The organism is Paenibacillus sp. NPDC093718 (assembly GCF_050279985.1).
Lineage (GTDB): Bacteria > Bacillota > Bacilli > Paenibacillales > Paenibacillaceae > Paenibacillus_AQ.
Genome location: NZ_JBNNUS010000007.1, coordinates 114405 through 136102, shown reverse-complemented (window position 1 = coordinate 136102; position 21698 = coordinate 114405). Strand labels below are relative to the sequence as shown.

General features: G+C 51.0%; 17 protein-coding genes. All 17 read left to right on the top strand.

Going from position 1 to position 21698, the window contains the following annotated elements; translation table 11 throughout:
* The first annotated feature begins 94 nt into the window (after nt 1–94).
* The 17 genes from ACQKPA_RS21265 to ACQKPA_RS21185 all read left to right on the top strand — a co-directional run bounded on the left by ACQKPA_RS21265 (nt 95) and on the right by ACQKPA_RS21185 (nt 21687).
* Complete coding sequence (locus ACQKPA_RS21265; RefSeq protein ID WP_427494506.1) at nt 95–1690, top strand: extracellular solute-binding protein; 1596 nt, start codon at nt 95–97, stop codon at nt 1688–1690.
* Nucleotides 1691–2026: 336 nt separating this feature from the next.
* Nucleotides 2027–4351 carry an AraC family transcriptional regulator gene (locus ACQKPA_RS21260; RefSeq protein WP_427494505.1) on the top strand — a complete coding sequence of 775 codons (2325 nt, stop codon included), beginning with the start codon at nt 2027–2029 and terminating at the stop codon, nt 4349–4351.
* A 264-nt stretch (nt 4352–4615) separates the two neighbouring features.
* Nucleotides 4616–7216: a hypothetical protein gene (locus ACQKPA_RS21255; RefSeq protein ID WP_427494504.1), complete on the top strand. Its 2601-nt coding sequence runs from the start codon at nt 4616–4618 to the stop codon at nt 7214–7216.
* A 69-nt stretch (nt 7217–7285) separates the two neighbouring features.
* Nucleotides 7286–8020: a DUF1961 family protein gene (locus tag ACQKPA_RS21250; protein WP_427494503.1), complete on the top strand. Its 735-nt coding sequence runs from the start codon at nt 7286–7288 to the stop codon at nt 8018–8020.
* A 78-nt stretch (nt 8021–8098) separates the two neighbouring features.
* Nucleotides 8099–9145, top strand: a complete 1047-nt coding sequence (locus ACQKPA_RS21245) for a glycoside hydrolase family 88/105 protein (RefSeq protein ID WP_427494502.1) — start codon at nt 8099–8101, stop codon at nt 9143–9145.
* 29 nt (nt 9146–9174) lie between these two features.
* Nucleotides 9175–11442, top strand: coding sequence for a rhamnogalacturonan lyase (locus tag ACQKPA_RS21240; RefSeq protein ID WP_427494501.1), 2268 nt, complete (start codon nt 9175–9177; stop codon nt 11440–11442).
* A 174-nt stretch (nt 11443–11616) separates the two neighbouring features.
* Nucleotides 11617–12414 carry a polysaccharide deacetylase family protein gene (locus tag ACQKPA_RS21235; RefSeq protein ID WP_427494500.1) on the top strand — a complete coding sequence of 266 codons (798 nt, stop codon included), beginning with the start codon at nt 11617–11619 and terminating at the stop codon, nt 12412–12414.
* 28 nt (nt 12415–12442) lie between these two features.
* Nucleotides 12443–13717 carry an FG-GAP-like repeat-containing protein gene (locus ACQKPA_RS21230; RefSeq protein WP_427494499.1) on the top strand — a complete coding sequence of 425 codons (1275 nt, stop codon included), beginning with the start codon at nt 12443–12445 and terminating at the stop codon, nt 13715–13717.
* A gap of 135 nt (nt 13718–13852) precedes the next feature.
* Nucleotides 13853–14788, top strand: a complete 936-nt coding sequence (locus ACQKPA_RS21225) for a phosphotransferase family protein (RefSeq protein WP_427494497.1) — start codon at nt 13853–13855, stop codon at nt 14786–14788.
* A gap of 282 nt (nt 14789–15070) precedes the next feature.
* Entirely contained in the window at nt 15071–15736 is a 666-nt protein-coding gene (locus ACQKPA_RS21220; protein ID WP_427494496.1) for a TetR/AcrR family transcriptional regulator, read from the top strand.
* Between the two features lie 109 nt (nt 15737–15845).
* Nucleotides 15846–16520, top strand: coding sequence for a pentapeptide repeat-containing protein (locus tag ACQKPA_RS21215; protein ID WP_427494495.1), 675 nt, complete (start codon nt 15846–15848; stop codon nt 16518–16520).
* 218 nt (nt 16521–16738) lie between these two features.
* Nucleotides 16739–17968: a serine hydrolase domain-containing protein gene (locus ACQKPA_RS21210; RefSeq protein ID WP_427494785.1), complete on the top strand. Its 1230-nt coding sequence runs from the start codon at nt 16739–16741 to the stop codon at nt 17966–17968.
* Between the two features lie 230 nt (nt 17969–18198).
* Nucleotides 18199–18549, top strand: coding sequence for an AraC family ligand binding domain-containing protein (locus ACQKPA_RS21205; protein WP_427494494.1), 351 nt, complete (start codon nt 18199–18201; stop codon nt 18547–18549).
* An 8-nt stretch (nt 18550–18557) separates the two neighbouring features.
* Nucleotides 18558–18968, top strand: coding sequence for a helix-turn-helix domain-containing protein (locus ACQKPA_RS21200; protein ID WP_427494493.1), 411 nt, complete (start codon nt 18558–18560; stop codon nt 18966–18968).
* The gene (locus ACQKPA_RS21195; RefSeq protein ID WP_427494492.1) at nt 18925–19350 is read left to right on the top strand and encodes a phytanoyl-CoA dioxygenase family protein; all 426 of its coding nucleotides are present in this window, start codon (nt 18925–18927) and stop codon (nt 19348–19350) included. Before ACQKPA_RS21200 ends, ACQKPA_RS21195 begins: the two co-directional genes overlap by 44 nt.
* 17 nt (nt 19351–19367) lie before the next feature.
* Nucleotides 19368–20159, top strand: a complete 792-nt coding sequence (locus ACQKPA_RS21190; RefSeq protein ID WP_427494491.1) for a sugar phosphate isomerase/epimerase family protein — start codon at nt 19368–19370, stop codon at nt 20157–20159.
* A 376-nt stretch (nt 20160–20535) separates the two neighbouring features.
* Nucleotides 20536–21687, top strand: a complete 1152-nt coding sequence (locus tag ACQKPA_RS21185; RefSeq protein ID WP_427494490.1) for a GntR family transcriptional regulator — start codon at nt 20536–20538, stop codon at nt 21685–21687.
* The last annotated feature ends 11 nt before the right edge of the window (nt 21688–21698 follow it).

Here is a 21698-nt window from a genome sequence, read left to right as displayed (position 1 = left end):
TGGCTCTGTTGTTAATACCGAGACGCGCTGATTGTTTTACTTGGATCTCACGCGGTTTCGAAATATGATCTTAATGATAAAGGGAGGCTATTTAATGAAGAAAAAGACAATGAAGGTGAAACGTGCTTCCACATTACTAATTCTAGGCACGGTTTGCATCGTACTGCTGGCAAGCTGCTCGTCCGGTAAAAACAGCGGGGGCGCAGACTCTTCCAACAATTCGACGGCGGCCCCTCCTGCAAGCGCTTCCGCAGATACGCAAGAGGCGTTTAAGCTGAACATTATGCTCCCTATTTTTAAAACAAACTATCCGAAGGACGACAGTCCCGTAGCGGCTGAGCTCGAGAAGCTGACCGGCACGGACATTCATTTCGAATGGGTGCCTAACGCTTCATATGCGGATAAATTCAATATTACGCTTGCATCGGGCAATTTGCCGAAAATCATTTACGTGCCGGACTCGAAGGGTCCCAGTTTCGTTAGCGCGGTAAAATCGGGGGCGTTCTGGGATTTGACCGACAAGCTCAAAAATTATCCGAACCTGAGCCAGGCCAGCGAAATCATTCTGAACAACTCCTCGATTAACGGCAAAACGTACGGCGTATATCGTGGGCGCGAGCTTGGCCGCAACGGCGTTTATTACCGCCAGGATTGGCTGGAGAACGTCGGACTTGAGCAGCCGAAAACGATCGACGATTTTTACAACATGCTGAAAGCGTTCAAAGAGAAGGATCCGGACGGTAACGGCAAGGACGACACATACGGACTGGTTATGGTCAAATGGACGGCCGGCTGGGGAGCGGGCTTCGACCAGATCAAACTGTGGTTCGGTGCACCTAATGTATGGGGTGAAAGGGACGGCCAGCTCGTACCGGAGTTCGAATACGACGAATATCTCGAAGCGCTCAAGTTCATGAAAAAGCTGTATGACGAAAAACTCGTCAACCAAGATTTTGCCGTCATGGACTCGGCGAAGTGGACTGATCCGCTCGTTAACGGGCAAGCTGGCGTGATTATCGACGTCGTGGACGGAGCGGCTCGAGTCGACGACAAAATCAAGGCGGCGAACGCCGCGGCGGGCAATGACTCAAGGGAGCATTACATGGATGTGTTCGGTGCTGTAACCGGTACGGATGGTCAAATTCGTACGCTGCCTACTTCCGGTTTTGCCGGCCTATTGGCCATTCCGAAGTCGAGTGTGAAGACTGAGGAGGAGGTCGACCGCATTTTGAAGTTTCTAGACCAGCTGAACGAGCCTGACCTGCAAACTCTGACCAGCTTCGGCCTTGAAGGCGTGCATTATACCAAGATCGATGACACAACACTCGAAAGAAGCACGGACTCAGTGCTCCTCGAGTCGGAAGTCGAAGGGCTAAACCAAATGGTACCTTATATTCCGGAAGGAAAAGGGCTGCAAGTGGCCCAGACCCCGCTTCGCTTAAAACAAACAGAGGTTCAAATGAAAAATCGGGAAACAATCGTCGCTAATCCGGCTGAGCCGTTTATTTCTGAGGTGTACTCGCAAAAAGGACAACAGCTAGGCAATATGATTAACGATGCCCGCATTAAATTCATCGTTGGCCAAATCGACGAGCAAGGCTGGCGCGATGCAATCGAACTGTGGAAAAAATCCGGCGGCAACGATTACGTGAAGGAAATCAACGAGCTGTACGCAGCATCCAAATCCTAGACGAAGTCATTTGAGCAGTGTCGTTCAGCGAAAAAAAGAGGCCAGGGGCCTCTTTTTTCGCTATAAGAATTTTTCTTTCCGGAGTCCCCACAAAGTGACAGCAGCAGCTTTGTAGCCAAGACTCCACGTTGTCGGGTTATATGGGATTCCTCTGTTTTTTGAACAATTTACTCTGAAAACATGCAGGTATTATTGGTAGGACCACGTTATGCTAATTAAGGCACTCGATTTTATTTTGCGGTGGTTGAATTTGAATACGCTTACATATCTGAAAGGCAAAGGACCGCCTAACAAAGGAAGGCAAAACTAATTTTAGATATGGTTGGTGAGCAAACGATGATTGGATGGAAGACGTTATTGGCCCGCTTATCCGGCAGATCCGGCAGCTTCTATAGGAAGAGCTTAATCATGTTCCTGTTCGTTGCCGGCATTCCCGGCATCATAACGGGGGTTCTCGTTTATTCCATGGCGGGTGGCAAGCTGGAAAAGGAGCTGCTGAAGCTCCATAATAACCAGATTGAGCAGCGTTCGCAGAACCTAAATAAACAGCTGTCCAATCTCGAAATGATGCTGGCGCATTGGGCGTTCGATACGAGCTTCGATTATTCGCTCGGCGATCGCGACTTCGTGCGCGATTTCGAGAAGACCCGCGATATTACGAATACGCTGCTCGTCATGCAGGGCTCCAATACGATGATTCGTAACGTCAGCCTCTATTTGCACGGAAGCCAGCCGGTATTGTTTTATCCGGAATATTCCACTTTGAATGACGCAAGTGTCATATCGCTATACGACCGTTTGCTCGACGCGGGAAAAACGACGTATTGGACACAGCTAACGCTGGATCCCGATCAGCCGGGAAAACGGGAATTGACGTTTGTACATCTCGTTCCCGGTGGCAGCCAAAAACCGATTGGGGCTTTGATTGTCCGCTTGGACAACGAACAAGTCGCGGAGGCGCTGCAGACCATTACACCATATGCCGACGGCGAAAACTTTCTCATGGAGCCGGAGAGAGATATATACGTATCCGCTAACGGGAGCTCGATAGACTCGGCGTTTGTAAAGGCAGTCAGGAGCGAGGTCGAGTCAAACGGGAACACGGAAGGCTCGTTTCTTTATGAATGGAACGATAAAACCTATACGGTCACGTACGGTTATTTCGCACGAATCATGGATAACTGGCTGTACGTATCGGCTTCGCCGATCACCAATATAACGGCGCCGGTCGTTTTTATATCCAAAGTCATTTTGACGGTTAGCTTGAGTGCTCTCTTGCTGGCAATGCTGCTTGCTTGGCTTGCATCGATCCGTATGTACTTGCCCGTCAAACGGCTGATGAAGGATTTGCTGCCGAGTGCCTCTTTGGCGGGAGGAGGCGGGGAGGACGAGTTCACGCTAATTGAGCGGCAATGGCAGCATTTAAACAGGGAGAGTCGAGAGCTGAACGCTAAGCTGCTCGAGCAGCTGCCGCACGTGAAAGAAAGCTTTCTCCATCAACTGCTGCAGGGCTATTTGTACGCCTATACGGAGGAGGATCTGCGGTCAAGGATGGAGCGTTATAAATGGCAGGTATGCGGCAAGCAGTTTGTCGTGCTGTACGTACAGCTTACCGGAATCGCCAGCATGGAAGGGAAATTCAAGTTTGGCGACGAGGGACTGGTCACCTTTGCGTCCGTCAACATGATCGAAGAGCTCGCGGATGCGTATTTTGAGCAAAGCAGCACAATCAATTTTCATGATCTTGGATCAGGTGTGCTGCTGATCTTGCCGGAAGGGGAGCCATGTACGCAAGCGATCAAATCGTTCAGCGAAGAGCTGGCACAGACGGTTAATCGATTGCTGAACATGGTGGTGACGGTGGCGATCAGCAGGACGACCACTCGTGTGAGCGATATTCCGCTCGCATTTGAAGGCGTGAAGCACGCAGCCAGCTTCCGCAAATTCGATAACGACAACCAGATCATCGAAATGGATCAGCTGAATTTTGAAGATTCGTCCGAACCGCAGTATCCGTTTACGTTGGAAAGAGAATTTCTTCAGGCGCTTCGGACCGGGCAGGAAGCGGACGCCCACGCCTTGCTCGTCGAGTTTCAGAAGGCGCTGTCCGCTAAAGGGGCTAAAGCGATAGACGTTCAGCAGGGAATGCTTCATTTGCTGGGTTCTGTTCAGCATGCGATTCTCGTATCCGGAATTCAGCCGAATCGTCTGTTCAAGGGTGCCAATCTGTATGAGCAGCTTTCCCAGGTCAAAGAGCCTGCAGGTGCACGGGAATGGTTCCATGTGAAGGTGATCGCCCCCTTCATGAAGGAGCTGACGAGCCGAACGGATGGCCAGGTCAAACGGCTGATCGAGCATGCCATGATCTATATGCAGCAAAACTATATGCATGATATTTCGCTCGACAATTGCGCTGAACACATCGGCACGAATCCGTTTTTCCTGAGCAAATCATTCAAACAGGTCACCGGCAAAAACTTTATCGATTATTTGACCGAGCTGCGTATGGACAAAGCGAAGGAGCTTCTTCGGGAATCGGAGATGAAAATTAACACGGTCGCCGAACAAGTCGGATATCGGCACAGCTATTTTAACCGGATCTTTAAAAAGCTCGAGGGCATGACTCCCACCCGTTATCGTGAGCTTAGCCGGACAGATTAGGAAGTAAGCTGGGATAAACACATCGGAGAAGCAGCCAGCATCGGTTCATGATGCGACCGCTGCAGGCATTGTTGTGATGCGTAAGCGCGAAGCACCAGGTCACCAGAAGAACCTTATTGTGCAATAAAGTGCAATTCTCGCGAAATCGTGCAATTAAGGCCGGCGGATGTCATCAAGAAAGTGCCATTGCCGGGAAAGCCGCAGCTGTCTACAATGAGGGCGTTGAAGCAACGGAAGCCAACAAAACGTTTAGGAGATGATTCCATGAACGACACGCGAGTATCACTGCGTTGGTTAAAGGCAGCCGCAGATATTCCGGCTGGGGTGACTTGGGGAATGCCGTGGAAGGAGGGAGAGCTTTCGCGGGATGACCGGCTGTCGCTGCACATGGAGGAAGGCACCGCCCCCGCACTGCAAAGCTGGCCGACTGCTTATTGGCCGGACGGCAGCGTCAAATGGACGGCGCATGCAGCCGCTTTTCAGGCTGATGCCCCTCATGGGTATACCATCGTGAAGGGAGATCGCGAACATTCACCAACTGCGGCTTCATTGTCCGTACGAGAGGCAGAGGATGGCTTTACCATCGACACGGGCGTCATTTCCTTTAGGGTACCGAAAAAAGGCAGCCAAATGATCGCCGATGTACACCGTAACGGCGTGAGCATCAGCTCCTGCGGCGAGCTGATTGCCATCAAGGAAAGCGTTAGCGAGCTGAGCGGCAGTCGGACGATCCGGGAGGAACGTTATCAATCCCAAATCTACGAAGCGAAGGTGGAGCAAGCAGGTCCGGTACGAGCGGTCGTCAAGTTGACGGGCCGCCACCGTGCCGTGAACGGAACCGGTGAATGGCTTCCTTTTTCGCTTCGATTGTACGCTTACGCGGGTCTGGAGTCGATCCGGATTGTACATACGTTTTTCTATGACGGCAATCCGAACCAGGATTTCGTGAAGGGACTCGGCATCCGTTTCATCCTGCCGATCCGTGGGCCGCTGTACAACCGCCATATCCGGTTTGCCGGTGATACCGGTTATTTAAGCGAATCGTCCAAAACGCTTCATTCGCGGCGCACAAAAGGCAGATATTTGGAGCTGTTCAAGCGTCAGCTCAATGGGGAAACGCTGACCGACGAAGACATGAACGACGAATACTTCATGAACCTGCTGGACGACTCCGCAAGCTGGGACGGCTTTAAGGCGACTCAGTTCTCCGCCGACCATTATCTGATGGCCAAGCGGACCAAAGCAGGATGCAGCTGGCTTAAAACCGCCGAAGGCAGGAGAGCGCGCGGCGTTGCATATGTCGGTGGGCCCGGCGGCGGACTGGCGCTTGCGATACGCAATTTCTGGCAAAAGCATCCTTCCGGCATGGAGGCGCACGGCCTCACAGAGGACGAGGCACAGCTGATTGCCTGGTTCTGGTCCCCGGAAGCACCGACCATGGACATGCGCCATTATGATACGTTAACGCATGTTGAGTCTTCCTACGAAGGTGCGGAAGAACTGCGGGCAACACCGTACGGCATCGGCAATACGAGCGAGCTGACGATCTGGTGCCGGGCGTCGACGCCGTCGCCGGATGAACTGGAGGCTTATGCGAGCTATAACGAATCACCGCCGCAGCTTGCTTGCGAGCCGGCTTATTTACGGAGCCAGGGTGCTTTTGGAATTTGGAGCTTGCCGGACCGGGGAACGCCCGCCAAAGCCCGCCTCGAAGAGAAGCTGGACGGAATCATTGCCTTTTACCAAAGGGAAGTGGAGCAGAGGCGCTGGTACGGCTTCTGGGATTACGGCGATTTCATGCACAGCTACGACCCTGCGCGCCATGTCTGGAATTATGACCTCGGCGGCTGTGCTTGGCAAAATACGGAGCTGGTCCCGAACATGTGGCTGTGGCTGATGTTTTTGCGCTCGGGACGTGAAGATATTTTCCGGATGGCGGAGGCGATGACGCGCCATACGAGCGAGGTCGACGTCTATCATTTCGGTGAATACGCCGGGCTCGGCTCCCGGCATAACGTCGTCCATTGGGGCTGCGGCTGCAAGGAAGCACGGATCGGCATGGCCGGACTGCACCGATATTATTATTATTTGACGGGTGACGAGCGGATCGGGGATATGATGGACGAGGCGAAGGATGCCGACTATACGACCGTCCATATCGACCCGATGCGCGCCTATTTTCCCAAGGACGAGCATAAGACCCATATCCGGGTCGGCCCGGATTGGGCGGCTTTCAGCTCCAACTGGATGACCCGCTGGGAGCGCAAAGAGGATATGTTTTACCGTGACAAACTGCTTACCGGCATTCAATGCATTAAACAGGCGAATTACGGTTTGATCTCCGGTCCGACTTACGGTTATGATCCGAATACCGGGTTGCTGACGTCGATGGGCGACGACAACTGGGGGCGCCATCTGGCGTTATGCATGGGCGCGCCGCAGGTGTGGTTCGAGCTGTCCGGCATGCTGAAGGATAAGCAGTGGGACGACATGATGGCTGATTTCGGTGTTTTCTATAATCTTTCGCAGGAAGAAAAGGATCACATCACAGGCGGCGCCATCAGCACAAAGCGGTTTGAGCATCCAGTCCTGACGCTGGCCCTCGTCGCTTACGGCGCTTGGTATCGTAAGGATAGACGTACAGCCGATTTTGCCTGGTCGACGCTGCTGGGACACCCTTTTGCAACCACAGACCTGGAAAAAGACGCTGTTGACGTTACGTACGTCGACAAGCTGAAGGAAATTGACTGGATGAATACGAATGAGGCGTCGCAATGGTCTTTGAACACGATCATCAGCCTGGAACTGATCCCGGATTCATTACCTGACCATGCAGACTCGGCCCGTCAGGAGGCTAATGTGTAATGCAGCTCGGTTATCGCTTGTCGCCTATACGCGGTAACCCAAACATGGGAAGAAAGGAGCGTGAATACGATGTCAACAGGTCAACCAGCCGGATCAGGAGCCGTACATGCTGCTAACAGCCCGCTTCTTCCTGAAAGCTGGCGTACGATCTATTCAAACCCACTCGCCAAACCCGAGCATGTCGCGGATTTTCGAATGGAGGGAGAAGGAGCCATCACGTTTCCTTTGGGACGTATGCGGCTCGAAAGCGTCCGCGACGAGGCGGAGGGGCAGCGAGCCAATTTCGTGTTGTGGTGCCCGGAGGATTTTCCGGCGGACGCCGCCGTCTCATGGGATTTTTGGCCGGTCCGCGAGCCGGGCCTGGCGATTATGTTTTTTAGCGCAAGCGGCACGGAAGGCCGGGATTTGTTCGATGCTTCCATCAAGCCACGGACCGGTGAATACGATCAGTATCATCACGGCGAAATGAACGCCTTCCACGTTTCTTACTTCCGGAGGAAGTGGGTGGAGGAGCGGAAGTTTCATACCTGCAATTTGCGTAAAAGCTACGGTTTCCACCTGGTCGTGCAAGGTGCCGACCCAATTCCAAGCGTCATGGACGCGGTCGGACCATACCGGATGCTCATCGTCAAGAGCGGACATCGCATTACGTTTGCCGTCAACAACCTTCCGGTTTTCTCGTGGGAAGATGACGGCGAGACGTACGGGCTTCCGATTGCTGGCGGAAAGCTCGGTTTCCGCCAGATGGCGCCTATGATTGGAGAATACGCGAATTTAACCGTATATGCCGAAAGCAAACCGTAGTTTACACCGTTATTTCCATAATTACTGCCGAAGCCACTTCCATCTCAGCAGGGGCTTTGGCCAAGGAGGCTTTGCAAATTGAAGTTAGCTATTGCTAATAGCGATCTAAAGCAGGTTGTCGGGTGCGTTGCAGACTACACCTTCGGCATGGATCTGACTTGGGACTGGCCGTGCGGCGTCGCCTATTACGGGATCAGCCGTGCATTTGAAGTGACCGGCGAGCAGGCATATTTGGAGCGGATGATACAGTGGTGCGATGAATATATCGATGCAGGACTTCCGGGATGGACGGTCAACACGTGCTCGATGGGACATATGCTGCTCACCCTTTACGAACAGACGAAGGATCAGAAATACCTCGATATTATCATGAGCAAGGTGGACTATCTGGAGAACAATGCCCTGCGTTTCGGTGACGGTGTCCTCCAGCACACGGTGTCGGCTAAAAACGATTTTCCGGAGCAATGCTGGGCGGACACCCTGTTTATGGCGGGATATTTCCTATTACGCGCAGGCGTGGTGCTTGAAGAGAAGCAGCTTATTGACGATGCACTTCATCAGTTTTATTGGCATATTAATTATTTGCAGGACGAGAATACCAGCCTGTGGTATCACGGATATAACCACATTAATAAGGATCATATGTCAGGAATGTATTGGGCGCGCGCCAACGCTTGGGCGGCCTATACGATGTCCCGCGTGGGACATGTGCTGCCGGAAGCTTACCTGTACCCTCCATTTATGCATATTATAAGCTCGTTGCGAGACCAGCTTGCCGCCACCAAAAAGCTGCAGAAGGATGACGGCCTCTGGGGCACCGTGCTCGACTACCCGGAAGCTTATGGCGAGGTGTCAGCCACGGCTGGCATTGCAGCGGCAATGGTGATGCAGAATAATCCGCTTCATGCCAAACATGTAGAGCGGGCCTTAAAGGGCGTGCTGGCTAATATTTCCGATCGTGGACGGGTGCTTAACGTATCCGGTGGAACCGCTGTCATGAACGATATCAGGGGTTATCTCGGCGTGGATAGAAAATGGGCCCAGGGCTGGGGGCAAGGACTTGCGCTTGCCTTACTTTCCGCAGTTATCGAAATGACCAACACGGGAGAACAGGAAAACGGATAGATGTTCGTATTAAGGAGGGGTGTCGATTTATGAAAACCGTCCATGAGCAGCGCAAGTTTGATGCACAGAAGACATCTGGGGTACAGATGGAATTTCTGGACCGGGGGTTGGTTGCAGCAGCGACAACAGCAGGAATTTTTCTCAGCTGGAGATTGCTTGGAAATGAAGTGGCCGGTTATAGCGGTAACGGAATGATCGGCGCCAATTTCCACCTGTATCGTAATGGCGATTTTATCGCAGCTGTCCACGACAGCACCAACTATTTGGACCCCAGCGGGACGCTAACATCGGTTTATCATGTTTGTGCCGTTGTGGATGGACAGGAAGTCGACCGTAGTGCCGACGTCACTCCCTGGGAGGGTCCATACTATGAATTACCTCTGAGAAAACCGGCTGATGGTGTCACTCCGACTGGCCAAATCTATACATACGCGGCAAATGATATGAGCGTCGGTGATGTAGATGGCGACGGAGAGTATGAGTACTTTGTAAAATGGGATCCGTCCAATGCAAAGGATGTATCGCATTCCGGCTACACCGGTCCCGTATATATCGATTGCTATAAGCTGGACGGAACTCTCCTCTACCGGATTGAGCTTGGTGTGAACATTCGGGCGGGTGCTCACTATACACAATTTCTGGTCTATGATTTTGACGGAGACGGGAAAGCTGAGCTGATGTTCAAGACAGCACCCGGTACAAAGGTCATAAGGTACGATCAGGATGGAGTAATGTCCTCCGAAACCTATATAACCATGCCCCCAGAGGATGTGTCTGCGGGGTATAGTCATCAGGACGACTATCGAATGTGCAGCGCGGACTATTATAAGCATATCGTCCATATGTTTATGAGCTGGCACTCGCATGAAGAGGTAGTGACCGGCCGTTGGCCCACTACATTGGAAGAATGCTTCGGAATCGATCGTCGCTACAGTTATCCTTTGCTAAAGGAGGATGCGGAGCGGCTGGCCGATTATTTTCTTGATGTCTATGCTCCCAGCCGGAGCGGGCGCAACAACTTGCGGTCATTCGAGGGCTTCATTCTTGAAGGGCCAGAATATTTAACCGTGTTCCATGGACAAACAGGCGAAGAATTGGAGACGATCCCCTATAAGCCGGGGCGGCATGATGACGGTCTGATGTGGGGGGATTATGCTTGGAGTCGCATCGAGCCCGGAAACCGCGTGGATCGGTTCTTAGCAGGCGTGGCCTATTTGGACGGAAAAAAACCGTTTGCGATCTTTGCTCGCGGTTATTATACCCGGGCTGCCGTCGCAGCTTATTCCTGGGACGGAACGCGCCTTAAGGAGAACTGGTTCGTTGACAGCGGCTGGGTTTCGATGAATAATCCTTTTCATGATACGCTCCGTCAGGAGGACGGCCGAAATGAGAACTTTGGCAGCCTTGCTAAACAAGGGGCGCATTCCTTAAGCATTGCAGATGTGGACGGAGACGGCTTCCATGAAATTATTTACGGAGCGGCGACCATCGACCATGACGGATCCATTTTATACAGCTCCCGAGGTGTCATGCCACCCGAAAGCAAGGCACCTGGAAAAATCGTCAAGCTGGGTCACGGCGATGCCCTTCATGTAGCGAACATGGATCCGGACCGGAAGGGATTGGAGATATTCATGGTGCATGAAAGCGGTGACTCGGGACCTTACGGATTTACTCTGCGCGATGCGGCTACTGGCGAGGTATTGTATGGCGGCTTTGCCGTCGATGACGTGGGGCGAGGGATGATCGGACAGGTTGATCCGAACCAAAAGGGGCTTCAAACATGGTGCAGCGAGGGTTATGAAAGCGATGAAGCATTCGGCTTGATGACATGTAAAGGAGACCAAATTGCAAAACAGATTCCGGGCACGAACATGAGCATCAAGTGGTCGGCCAATATGACAACACAGATTATCAACGGAAGTTTCGACGAGCCTGTTACAATCGACGATTGGAAACAAGGCAGGCTGCTTACAGCAGAAGGTGCAGTTTCTAATAACGGAACGAAGGGAAATCCTTGCCTTGTCGCTGACGTTTTCGGAGATTGGAGAGAAGAGCTGCTAGTACGAACAGAGGATAGTTCGGCGATTCGGATCTACATGAGCACCGAGGTAACAGACCGAAAATTGTATACGTTAATGCATGATGCTCAGTACAGAGCCGGTGTCGCATGGCAGAATGTCGTATATAACCAGCCCTGCTACACAAGCTTTTATTTTGCTTCCGATATCGATTGGGCGAAGGTTCCTATCCCAAATCTATATCTACCCCGTGTATGCATACGCAATCGCAACTGATGTTCCCGCGGGTGGACCTCCATGTTTGTTGACATGTTTGTTGGGGCAAATGCTCTGTTTAGTACTGGTCGCTACTCAGTGAAACCAGGTTATCCATCAGTTGCGCTCCACTCATTCCCGAAGGGAATTTGCAGTATGCCTGCTGTGGAGCATATACGCTAAGGAGGAAACAGGATGCCGAAAATTTTGATGTGCTTTCCGGAAGGGCGGCACAAAGCGTTAACGATGAGCTACGACGACGGCCGATTCGCCGATCGGCGGCTGGTAGACATGTTTAATCGGTATGGGCTTAAAGGAACTTTTCATATCAATTCCGGACTGCTTGGAACGCCTGACAAGGTGGGTGCAGATGAGGTCAAAACGCTCTTCAAAGGACACGAGGTGTCGGCACATACGCTGACTCATCCTACGATCGCTCGCTGCCCGAACGAGCAAATCGTGTACGAAATCATGGAAGATCGGCGTAATCTGGAACGTATCGTGGGCTATGCGGTGCGCGGGATGTCGTATCCGAACGGCTCTTACAACCGCAGAATCAAAGAGATGCTGCCGGGTCTCGGCATGGAGTATGCCAGAGTTGTTGACAGCACTGAACATTTCGGAATGCCGGACGACTTTCTGGAATGGCAGCCGACATGCCACCATAATCGTGACCTGATGAAGCATGCGGAAACCTTCGTCAGCTTGCACAAAAAGCAATATCTGTATCTGATGTACGTATGGGGCCACAGCTACGAATTCGACAACGATAACAATTGGGAGCTTATGGAAAAGTTCGGCGCCTATATTGGGGGCAATCCGGACATTTGGTATTGTACGAACATTGAGCTTGTCGATTATGCCAAGGCATTCGAAAGGCTGAAGTTTGCAGCTGACTTGGATTTTGTTTACAACCCTTCAGCGTTAAACGTCTGGTTGAACGTGGACGGAGCGATTGTTGAAGTGAAAGGCGGCGAGCAAATCAAGTTTTAATGAGAAGAGAGGAATGGAGGAAAATTGGATGAATCAAGGGATGACCAAAGAACCTATGCTCATCGGCAAGCTGGATATCCGGGCGGCAGGTCCGCGCTGTAAAATGCTGCTCGGCGACTTAAACGGAGACGGCCGGATGGAGATGCTGCTCGTGCAGCCCGACAACCGCCAAGACGTGCGTTATATTCCCCATCAGGTGCAGTGCCTCACTGCATTCGATCTGGAGGGGAATCTGCTCTGGCAAACGGGGAAGCCGGATCCAGGAGCAGGCAGCCAAGGGTCGGATTATCCAGCACAAATTGTCGATATCGATGGAGACGGCCGGTTGGAGGTGCTGTGCGTTATGGATAGCCGGCTCATCGTCATCAACGGGCACGACGGAAGCGTTAGATCGTCCCATGAACTTCCGGATCCTGAGGCGCACGACTGCATTATCATTGCGAATTTGACGGGCAACCCGAATGGGCGAGATTTCATTCTAAAGGATCGTTATCACCGCATGTGGGCAATGGACCGGAACTTCAATTTGCTCTGGACGCACGAGGGCAACCCCGGCCACTTCCCTTGGGCATATGATCTGGATGGTGATGGATACGACGAAGTGATGGCCGGTTATACGCTGCTGGACCATGACGGCACGCCGTTATGGAGCTGCCGTGAATTGGATGATCACGCCGATTGCATTTGGATCGGTGATGTAAATGGCGACGGAGAGCCGGAGCTTGTAATCGGAGGCAGCGTAACGGTCATGTATGACCGTTACGGCAAGGAATTATGGCGCTACGAAGGCTCAATCGAATCACAGCATTTAGCGCTCGGGCGCTTCCGAAGCGATTTGCCGGGAATGCAAATTGCCGGGCTGGATCGAGTTGTGAGAGAGGACGACGGTAAGGGCTTAATTGGCAAGGACGCGTTGTTCCTGCTGGACAGCAGCGGACAAGAGGTGTGGAAAGAAGACCGTAAGACACCCGGCTGGCTTACGATTATCGAGCCCTTGAGCGGGTGGGCGGAAGGCGCCCCGGACTATATTTTGGCATACCGTCGCGGTGGGGGCATCTTTCCAACTTTGTATGACGGTCATATGAACGCGGTCGTGGAGTTTCCTTCCGAGGGTTATGCCGTCCATGCTGACCTATGGGGGAGCCATACGGAGCAAGTCATTATCTACAGCAGCGAAACAGCTTCCATATATTCGAGCAAGACTGCGGATCTGAGGAAGCTCCCTTCGGGTATTCCACTGTCGCAGCCGAAACGCTTGTCCAACTCGACATTGTATCCGGGCGGGGAGGTTCCCTTGTTCTAATTTGCAAGCTATCACCTAATATACTGGGGGCTAATTTAATTAAGCTAACGGGCAGGTTAGTTTAGTTATAAACGTACTTTCCAAAAAAAGTGTGGTAATCTATTCGAAACACGACACTTTAGAGGGTGAAAAACTGTGGGAGACTCTGTAGCTACACAAGCAGAACGAATTGCAAGCGATTTTCTTCTTGAAGAAGTAAAAACATCATACCAGATCATAGGAAAAGGCATCGTAAATCAGGTTTTCGTAGTCGAAACAGAGAGTCGCAAAGTCGTCGTTCGCATGAACGACTCAGGTACATTTCCAAGCTATGTGAAAGAAAAATGGTGTATTGAACAAGCTGCCGCAATTGGCATTCCCGGACCTGAGGTGTTGACCATTGGTATAATTGATGAAACCGCGTATATGATTCAAGCTTTCGTTGATGGAGACAACGGGGTAGATAGTACGGTTCTCAAGTCCGATGTTTGGAGGCAGCTTGGCAAATATGCCAAACTAATTCATTCGATCCCAGTGAAGGGATATGGGGAAAATCTAATAGATCCGGTCCATGGTGAGTTTCATTCCCCTGCCCATGCAGGATCGGACGGCAGTTGGCTTGGATATGTACAGTATAATATCAATAGTTTGACGGAGAATGATCGGTTGATTGAGCTTGGAGTAATCAATCTAACGAAATCGCAGAGAGTGCAAAAACTGTTTGAGAATTTGAAGAAAGAAAGGTTCCGTTTCGGTTTAATCCATGGAGATCTTTCATTGAAGAATACGATTATCAATCAGACGGGGCAAGTCATATTATTGGATTGGGGCAATGCAGAAGCAAGAACCGTACCGCATGGAGATATGATTTGGCTGATGCGGTGCCATATTCTAGACGGAAATCCGAATATGGAAGAATTCAATGCATTTCTAGACGGGTACGGAATAAGTGTAGAAAACCTAGCTGATATGAGACATTTGCTGCTATTAAGCGCGTTCGATAACCTCAGATGGGCTATTGATCGAAATCCGGACCTGATCGAATCCTATGCGGCATTCGCTAAAAAAGTTGTTGATATGATGATGGACTAGCAGAGATTGAGCGATGTTTTTGTATCTCAGTTAAACAAGGTGAAGAAAATGATTGGATTAACGGGAAACGTTAGTTCAAAATATCGGTGCAGCTTGCCGGTTGGCACAGGACTGCTAGACCAGATGGTTCACCTTGAAATAAAGCGAAGAGGATCTCAATCAGAAACCCCGCCTAGTCTGGTGTGGAACTTTATAAAAATATTCAAAATAAGGGGTTGACATCAAAAGGATGATTGGATATATTTGTTACATACCAACCGAATGTATGAAAGGAGCGGGCGAATGGCAAGAAATAAATATCCGGAAGAAACCATCAATCAAATCCTAACCGTGGCTCTGAACCTGTTCATGCAAAAAGGATACGAGCAAACCTCCATTCAGGATATCATCAATGAGCTGGGCGGGCTGACAAAAGGGGCGATTTATCATCACTTCAAGTCGAAGGAAGAGATCTGGCAGGCCGTCATCGATCATGCGTTCAAAGGCGTTGACGAGATGTTGTCCGGCATCCGGGATGACAACGGGCTGAACGGCCTGGAGAAGCTCCGGAAGATTTCCCAACTCTCTCTTGACAATGCCGCTCACAACGAACTGGCATCGGTAGCGCCGAACCTCTTGCGCAATCCGAAGCTGCTGGCGGCACAGATCGAGAACATCTTTGAAAAAGCGGTTCCCGTCTATATCCAGCCCATCATCGAACAGGGGATGCGAGACGGTTCGATCCGGACCGACTATCCAAGGGAGCTCAGCGAAGCCTTGGTGATTCTCACGAACCTGTGGCTAAACCCGGAGGTCATCCAAGCTTCGCCCGAGATGATGTTACGCAAGGTAAGGTTTTTCGATGAAATATTGAAAGGCCTGGGGCTTGACCTGTTCGATGAGCAAATGTATCAACGATACGAGAAGTTGTTTCGTGTGTCAGCTAGAGAAACCAGCAAAGAAAACTAAACTGCCGGAAGGCAGCTTATTTTTAAACCTATTCATACCAACGGTTGGTATGAATAGGTGACCCGGACTCAAAGGATTGTTAGAAAACTTATTATAAGGAGATGTAAATATGATGAATCAGACCATGAACTCCCGATTGCGGGAACGGCAAGTACTGACAAACTTTTGTGCAAGCAACCTGGCAAAAAGCGATTTTGCAGGCGTTACGGCCCATAAAGGACAGTTTAAAGGCAGCGCGCTCTCCGGTTCCGACTTATCGGGCGCAGATTTGACCGGCAGTACGTTCAAGGGCAGCGATGTACGCGAAGCCAATTTTGACGGAGCGAATCTGACGGACTGCAGCCTATCCACGCTTAACCTGACAAATGCAACCTTCAATAAGACGATCCTGGTACGAACCAATTTCAGCAAGTCTGGGCTTGACGGAGCCAAATTCACAGGAGTAAGACTAACCGACGTCACGTTAACGATGACCGATCTTAAAAACACGATTTTTGAAGATTGTGTATTTGATGGGGTTGACTTCAAGAACTCCGATCTGAGCGGGAAACGTTTTGACGGACAGACGTTTATCGGCGTCAAGTTTGAGAAAACTGCATTAACCGACGTTTCGTTCAAGGGCGCTACATTTCATCATGTTTCCTTCCATCCGGGGTTTACTTTGACTAAAAAGTACTATCGTATGATCAAAACCATCTGCTTTGACGGCGCAACGATGGATAAATTAACTTTTGCTCTGCTCAAAGGCATGGATGCTGATTTGTCAAAAGTTACAGTCATTTAAGGGTTGGGATTCGATGCAAACCAAGGTCAACCAATTAAAAGGACTGCAAAAACCCTACAGGCAGCAAAATGCTAAAAGTTGCAGTTCCGGATCCTTCTTCAGTGAAAGAATAGCTGCGGTTATTTGATAAAGGATAACGCCAAGCCGGGAGAGAATTTGTGTTTTAAACAATAGGATTGATAAAAAAGTAAAGTGAGGGAAACGAAATGAAAAAGTTGATGGAACAAAAGAGCGGTGGCTTCTCCGAAACAGGGCTGCGCAGAATGCGCGACGTGCTGGCAAGGCATGTCGATTCCGGGAAGATTCCAGGGCTCGTCGCCCTAGTCAGCCGGAACGGTGAGACGCACGTCGAGGCGATCGGCACGATGCGCCATGACGGTGGCGCTCCGATGCACCGGGACACGATCTTCCGGATGGCTTCCACTTCCAAGATGGTCGGGGCCGCGCCGGTGATGATCCTGCTCGACGAGTGTAAGCTGCATCTCGACGACCCAGTAGACCCATGGCTGCCCGAACTTGCCAACCGGCAGGTGCTGAAACGACCCGACGGCCCGCTGGACGACACGGTGCCGGCACAGCGGCCAATCACCGTCCGGGACTTGTTGACCTCTACGTTCGGGCTCGGAGTAGATATGACGTTAATGGGCTCTCCGATCCAAAACGCGATCTTCGAGAATGGATTATTTGACACGCCAGGGCAGGAGATGCCTGAGCCGGATGAATGGATGCGCCGCCTGGGTACGCTCCCGCTATGCTACCAGCCCGGAGAGCGGTGGCAGTACCACATGAGCAACGAAGTGCTCGGCGTACTCGTTGCCAGGGTCACGGGTCAGACATTCGAGACGTTCCTGCGCGAACGCATCTTTGAACCGCTGGGGATGAAGGATACCGGCTTCTACGTGCCCGAAGGCAAGATTGACCGGCTGCCGCCCGCCTACGTCCCTGATCCGCAGACCGGAGAGTTCATCGTGTGGGATGAGGCTGCAGGCGGACGGTACAGTAAGCCTCCGGCGTTCCAAGCAGGCGGCGGCGGGTTGCTGTCAACCGTCGACGACTATCATTCGTATTTACAGATGCTGCTAAATCAAGGGATGCACGGGACCGAACGGATCCTGTCCCGGCCTGCTGTCCAGCTGATGACTACGAACCGCCTTACGCCCGAGCAACAAGCATTCCGAGACGACTTGGCAAAAAACAATGTTCATTTGTCGCATGGCCAAGGGCAGCACGGCGGCTGGGGCTTCGGGATGGCGGTACGCACCTACCGCGGCGACTATGCTTCCATCGGCCAGTTCGGCTGGGACGGCGGAAGCGGCACCTCGGCGTACGCCGACCCGGACAAACAGCTCACCGGAATCCTGCTCACTCAAGTCGGAATGTCCACTCCGGATTCGGCGCATCTTATCCACGACTTCTGGACCATGGTCTATCAGGCAATCGAAGACTGACATCGAGCCCGCGCCTGGTACGTCCGCCATCAACCAACGACATCTTGAGAAGAATATACACGCTTAAAAGCCGCAAGCTGCGGCTTTTTGCGCTTTTAACGATAAATGTTTCTGTCAAAACCCGATCTATACTTAGTCAAAAATGACAAGAACATATATGGTTACCCATAGTCCTTTGGTACAATCGTTACAACAACAGACAAAAGCAGGGAGGAAGGCGGTAGAGAGGAATGACTGAGCAAGAATGGCCGGTAGTTCATAACGTCGGCGACATTATTATCCAGGCCGGTTTCGTACTCGGCCCGCGAACCATTGACGATTACGAACTGGTTTACTTCCCCGACGGCTCTGGAACGGTCTATGAGATAGGCGGTCAAGCCTTTCTATTAGATGAGCCTTGTTTCATCTTCACTCGTCCAGGAGAGCAGCATTCATATCGGTTCGCTGCGGAGAAGAATGTGCGGCATATGTTCGTCCACTTTGACTACGCAGCTCTTCGGGATGAGAATGAAGGGTCGAGCCTCTTTTTAGCCAGGGCAATCGGTTTCTCTCCAACCAGCATACGCTTGTTGCTGGTATGATGCAGAAGATGCTTTGGATTGCGAATCACCAATCTTCTTATTGGCGGAGACGGCTGGCAGTTCTTGTTGCCGCTTCGCTTGAAGAACTGTCGTCTCACTCTGGATATACAGATGAAGGGAGCGTACTCTCCTTGCCAGTCCCTATTCAACGGGCACTGGAATTCATGGAGGAGCATCTGGGCGAGCCCATAACCATCGAAGAAATCGCGGCACGATCCGGATGGTCGCATGAGCATTTCACCCGCGTGTTCGTTGTGTCCCTCGGTATGACTCCGAAACGGATGCTGCTGGAAAGACGGCTGCGCCGCGCAGAGTTTTTGATGATGAGGGGAGCAGGTTCGGTCAAACAAATTGCCTTTTCGGTTGGCTTTGGGGATGAGCACCAAGAGCGTCCAGAACGTCAGCCATATAGACGATAATGTGAATACGCTGTCAAAGGTAGTCTCCGGCTATCCGCCGCCAATCCCTGTTATTTTGAGCCCGGGAGACGTGCTGTTTTTCCATTCACACCTGCTCCACCGATCTTTTCCCAATCGAACTTCGGACCGTTACCGCCGATCTTATGTGTGTCATTACTGCAACGCCCGGTCATGGGTTCCTTGGGATCATGACGGATTCGAAGGAAGTTCGGGTAATTACCGCCAAATTCTGGCGCGTGGAAGCACTCATCTGCCGTATGCCGAGCCTGTATTCGGTACCGAGGTATTCTTGTCTGATGAGGAAGTAGAAACGAATAGCGTGACCATGATGGGAATGGACATTGGCATGATGATGCCGATGGGGATGTCGAAGGACGAATAAATCTAGGGAGGATTATGATGAAGCTGCAATTATTTCATGCTTTTTGGGGCATGGAGGGGACATTAAGAGAAAAATTCGAGCGAGCTTATATGAACGGCTATCAAGGTATTGAAACAGGGCTTCCGAGTGATGCTGACAAGAATGAATTTAAGGAGCTGCTGCAGGAGTTCAAGTTGTTATATATCCCTCAGATTTCCACTTATGGAAATCATAAGGAAGTTTATCACGAGCAATTGGAGAGTGCATTGGAGTTTTCGCCGATCTTCGTAAACTCCCAAACCGGTAAAGATTACTTCTCTGAGGAAGAACAATATTCTCTTTTCGAGTTCGCTTTGAGCATGGAAAAGAAGCTGGGCGTTGACGTGGCGCATGAAACCCATAGAGGACGCGCTATGTTCACTCCTCGTGCAACCGTGAAGCTGCTGAAAAAAATCCCGGAATTGAAAATCACGGCGGATTTCAGCCACTTTACCTGTGTTTGCGAATCATTGCTACATGATCAAGAAGAGGATATGGTCTTTATGATTAAGCGTACTCTGCATACTCATGGAAGAGTGGGATATGTTAACGGTCCTCAGGTTCCTCATCCGGCAGCACCTGAATATGGGGAGGAACTGGCAAGATTCGAAGGCTGGTGGGAACAGATTTGGGCGCATTGCAGCCAAGCAGGCAAGCCGTACTTCACGGTAACCCCTGAGTTCGGTCCGGTCAGCTACATGCCTCGTACTCCATTTACAGGAGAACCTGTGGCCGATTTGTTTGAGATCAATCACTGGATCGCGGACCGCTTCAGGCAGAAATACAGCTAGACCAGCGGGTATTGCCGTCAGAGAACTTCGAAACGAATGTCGGCATCATTATCATACTCCTGACAACAATTAAAATCAGCCGCCAGGTTTAGACTGGCGGTTTTTATGTGTACCATTTGACATTTTTGCTCGGGGGCGGCATTCTCCCATACGATTGCTAATGATGATGGTGATCACGGATTTAAAGCTCTAATATGTGAAGCGATTAATATATCACTGATATGTAATACTTGATTCAGGAACGCGGATTTGCGATTTAACATAGAATTTACGAGAATTTTACATATATATCATTGAATATGTCAGTGACATAAATTAACTTCAAATTAGATCCCTTGCGGATACGAGTCGACTCAATGATTTGAGGGATAATTTGATGAAAGATGTACGTTTGATTAAACAGAATCAATTATATCACCGGGTGGCTGATCAGGTAATCGAGATCATTAAGAGCCGTAGGCTGCGGCCCCATGATCCTGTTCCATCCGAAGGAGAGCTTGCCAAGCTGTTCGGCGTGAGCCGAATGACAAGCAAGCTGGCGCTTCAAAAGCTGGCCGAGCAGGGACTGGTGTACCGCCTGCCACGAAGAGGGACCTTCCTAGCCCAGCCGCAAGAAGGATTGATGGTCGATGCAGGAATTTCTACCCATGGCACCGAGGCGGCGCCGGACGTGGAGAGGCCGTTCGGACAGATTGCGCTCATCTTGCCCCATCTGTCCGATTACACTTCCAGAATCATCGCCGCCGCCGAGGCTGAAGTGCGAAAGCACGGGTGCGACCTCATTCTAAAAATGACGAAGAACAGCGATGATGAGGATCTGTGTCTGGAGAGGTTGGCCGAAGGAGGAATCACCGGTATCATTCTGTTTCCCCAGGGGCGGAAGACCTGCAGCGATCAGGTGCTGCGATTAAAGCTTCGCAAACTGCCGCTGGTAATCATCGACCGTATTTTTCATGAAGTGGAGATCGATTGTGTGTATCACGACCACTATAAGGGCTCTTATCAAATGACCAAGTATTTGATCGAAAAGGGGCACCGGGAAGTCGGATACACTTCGAACGCGATCGATCATATCACAAGCAGGAAGGAGCGGTACCAAGGCTATATCCAAGCGCTGCTCGACCATAAAATTCCGGTGAAGTACCAGAACATTCATTTTCGAAGCGTCGCTTGCGATACCAGCCGCATTAATGAGCGCGATCCGGAGCAGGAGCGGTTTATTCAGGACAACCCCCGGATGACGGCCATCATGTGCGGGGATGACCATGTCGCCATCTCGACCATTCATACCGCATTGCAAATGGGTATTCCGGTTCCTGAAAAGCTGTCCATCGTCGGGTTTTCCGATATCCAGTTAGCGGCGTATATTCCAACTCCGCTTACGACGGTTCGTCAAGATACCGAGAAGCTTGCTCGATCGGCCGTTGATTTGCTGATGAAGCGCGTTGGCAACTCCAACGAGAATCCAATCACCATTAAAATTCAAACATCGATTGTAGAACGACAATCCGTTCTGTCCAGGACGTAAAATGGATCGCT

What these genes read in the sequence shown, in the direction of transcription:
- ACQKPA_RS21250 (WP_427494503.1), top strand. Translation starts at nt 7,286, where the DNA reads ATGTCAACAGGTCAACCAGCCGGATCAGGAGCCGTACATGCTGCTAAC.
- ACQKPA_RS21205 (WP_427494494.1), top strand. Translation starts at nt 18,199, where the DNA reads ATGACTGAGCAAGAATGGCCGGTAGTTCATAACGTCGGCGACATTATT.
- ACQKPA_RS21255 (WP_427494504.1), top strand. Translation starts at nt 4,616, where the DNA reads ATGAACGACACGCGAGTATCACTGCGTTGGTTAAAGGCAGCCGCAGAT.
- ACQKPA_RS21240 (WP_427494501.1), top strand. Translation starts at nt 9,175, where the DNA reads ATGAAAACCGTCCATGAGCAGCGCAAGTTTGATGCACAGAAGACATCT.
- ACQKPA_RS21265 (WP_427494506.1), top strand. Translation starts at nt 95, where the DNA reads ATGAAGAAAAAGACAATGAAGGTGAAACGTGCTTCCACATTACTAATT.
- ACQKPA_RS21230 (WP_427494499.1), top strand. Translation starts at nt 12,443, where the DNA reads ATGAATCAAGGGATGACCAAAGAACCTATGCTCATCGGCAAGCTGGAT.
- ACQKPA_RS21215 (WP_427494495.1), top strand. Translation starts at nt 15,846, where the DNA reads ATGATGAATCAGACCATGAACTCCCGATTGCGGGAACGGCAAGTACTG.
- ACQKPA_RS21200 (WP_427494493.1), top strand. Translation starts at nt 18,558, where the DNA reads ATGCTTTGGATTGCGAATCACCAATCTTCTTATTGGCGGAGACGGCTG.
- ACQKPA_RS21235 (WP_427494500.1), top strand. Translation starts at nt 11,617, where the DNA reads ATGCCGAAAATTTTGATGTGCTTTCCGGAAGGGCGGCACAAAGCGTTA.
- ACQKPA_RS21190 (WP_427494491.1), top strand. Translation starts at nt 19,368, where the DNA reads ATGAAGCTGCAATTATTTCATGCTTTTTGGGGCATGGAGGGGACATTA.
- ACQKPA_RS21185 (WP_427494490.1), top strand. Translation starts at nt 20,536, where the DNA reads ATGAAAGATGTACGTTTGATTAAACAGAATCAATTATATCACCGGGTG.
- ACQKPA_RS21195 (WP_427494492.1), top strand. Translation starts at nt 18,925, where the DNA reads ATGAGCACCAAGAGCGTCCAGAACGTCAGCCATATAGACGATAATGTG.
- ACQKPA_RS21210 (WP_427494785.1), top strand. Translation starts at nt 16,739, where the DNA reads ATGGAACAAAAGAGCGGTGGCTTCTCCGAAACAGGGCTGCGCAGAATG.
- ACQKPA_RS21260 (WP_427494505.1), top strand. Translation starts at nt 2,027, where the DNA reads ATGATTGGATGGAAGACGTTATTGGCCCGCTTATCCGGCAGATCCGGC.
- ACQKPA_RS21220 (WP_427494496.1), top strand. Translation starts at nt 15,071, where the DNA reads ATGGCAAGAAATAAATATCCGGAAGAAACCATCAATCAAATCCTAACC.